Raw genomic sequence first — 1805 nt, 5'->3', positions numbered from 1 at the left:
GCCGCTGACGGCACCACCACGACCGACCACACGGTGACGGTGGCGGAGGCCGGAAAGGCGCTGTCGCTGGTTGTGAAGGAGACGCTGGCAGATGACGCGGACGGCGCCGCCGTGACGGTGTGGTATACAGTTGCGCGTAGCGCTGGAGGTGAGGGATGCTCTCTTGTTGCAACATATAATGTCATATCGGGCTCGAATTCCATGAATATAGATCTGGATTTATATACTCCTCAATTCACCCATGAAACAGAAGTTTATTTGGATTTTGTTAAAGAAATACCGGTTGATAATGTAATTGTTAAAGATACAGAGGCAATGAAATGCCTTAAGAGTGACTTATACGTAATAGACTTTTTCGGTGAAAAACACAGCGTAACCATAGGTGGATCATTTAACATAACTACTGATTTAGTTTTACTTGACTTCTTAAAAGGTACTGTTGAAAATACCTGTACTAGTGAGATTGATACCCACCTAATTATTTATGCATTTTATTCAGATGGTGAATTATATGGGCATCAAGTATATTTAGAACTTAAAGGAAAATGAGGTGCTATCAGGCCTGCAGCCAAACTGTGTCTTAGTTGAATAAATAAAATTTCAGCTAGGCATGGCCGGATTGGTGATGATTCCACTTAGTAGAACATTTATTTTTCGATGAAGGCACCGATGACTTTTTCATGAAGTTCAACAGAGCGTGAGAAGCAGATAGTTTTGCGAGCCAGCCTCTTGATTCGGGTTCTCAGTGTCAGGTTGTTACGCTCAATACGCTGAGTGAAAATCTTGCCGGTCAGATGCTTGTCCTTCGGCACTTCTCTGGCATAACTGCCCCAGTCATCGCTGGTTATAATGCCGATACCGAAAGGGGCGAGCAGCGCCAACAGTTCACGGCAGGTTTCATCGTTTCGCGGGCCAAAAGTGTAGGCCAGAACGCCGCCTGTTTTTGTATTGTATGCATACCAGAGCCAGTATTCGGGTGCTGACAGGGGAATACTTCTATACTGACTGGGCGGAAGTATTCATCAATCTGTTGTTCTGCCTGTTGCTGCTTCGTGTGAAGGGCAACATTGGCCACCTTTTCAGGAATAAAAAAGTGAATAAATCACAGTTTGCAAATGCTTCAGGCCTGAACGATGTGCTGGCAACCCGGTGGTTTTCTCATATCAAGCAGGCGCTGCATGAGTTTTCCATCACCGATACTGTGGCGCAGGCTATGTTCATCGCGCAGGTGGGGCATGAGTCTGCGGGATTTAGTGTGGCCGTTGAAAGCCTTAACTATTCTGCTGCCGGACTATTGAGTGTTTTCGGAAAGTATTTCACCGAGGTATCGGCACAAATTTACGGGCGTACCGCCGATCATCCGGCAGACCAGAAGGGGATAGCAAATATTGTCTACGCGAACCGAATGGGTAACACAAGTCCTGATGACGGGTGGAACTATCGCGGCAGGGGGCTGATCCAACTCACAGGCCGATATAATTACACCGATTGTGGTAACGCACTGGGTGATGACCTTGTGAACAATCCCGACCTGCTGGCAGAGGATAAAGACGCCGCCCGTTCGGCAGCCTGGTACTGGCATGCCCGGGGCTGTGATTCAGTTGCCGCGGATATCAAAGCAGTTACCCGGCTGATAAATGGTGGTCTGAATGGCCTGAGTGACAGGCAGCAGCGCTTTGACAGGGCGAAAGCCATACTCGTTCGCTGACAGCAGCATGAATAGCTTTTTTTCTGATTATCTGGTCGTGTAGTGGTGGGGAAGCTGTTTACGTAAAGGAGGAAACATGGGTCGAGTCCGTCAAGGT

At 47.8% G+C, this 1805-nt stretch carries 2 protein-coding genes and 1 pseudogene; 2 read left to right on the top strand and 1 reads right to left on the bottom strand.

Going from position 1 to position 1805, the window contains the following annotated elements:
- On the top strand, positions 1-549 hold a 549-nt coding region (locus tag NG99_RS29765; RefSeq protein WP_034899530.1), incomplete at its 5' end, for a hypothetical protein.
- Positions 550-647: 98 nt separating this feature from the next.
- Here NG99_RS29765 and NG99_RS26105 read toward each other — a convergent pair.
- A pseudogene (locus NG99_RS26105) lies at positions 648-971 on the bottom strand (IS1 family transposase); the annotation flags it as partial.
- Between NG99_RS26105 and NG99_RS26100 the strand changes: the two are divergent.
- Positions 953-1708: a glycoside hydrolase family 19 protein gene (locus NG99_RS26100; RefSeq protein ID WP_157032721.1), complete on the top strand. Its 756-nt coding sequence runs from the start codon at positions 953-955 to the stop codon at positions 1706-1708. The pseudogene NG99_RS26105 and the gene NG99_RS26100 overlap by 19 nt on opposite strands.
- The last annotated feature ends 97 nt before the right edge of the window (positions 1709-1805 follow it).

It is taken from the genome of Erwinia typographi (assembly GCF_000773975.1).
Lineage (GTDB): Bacteria > Pseudomonadota > Gammaproteobacteria > Enterobacterales > Enterobacteriaceae > Erwinia > Erwinia typographi.
This window is presented reverse-complemented; position numbering and strand designations above follow the sequence as displayed.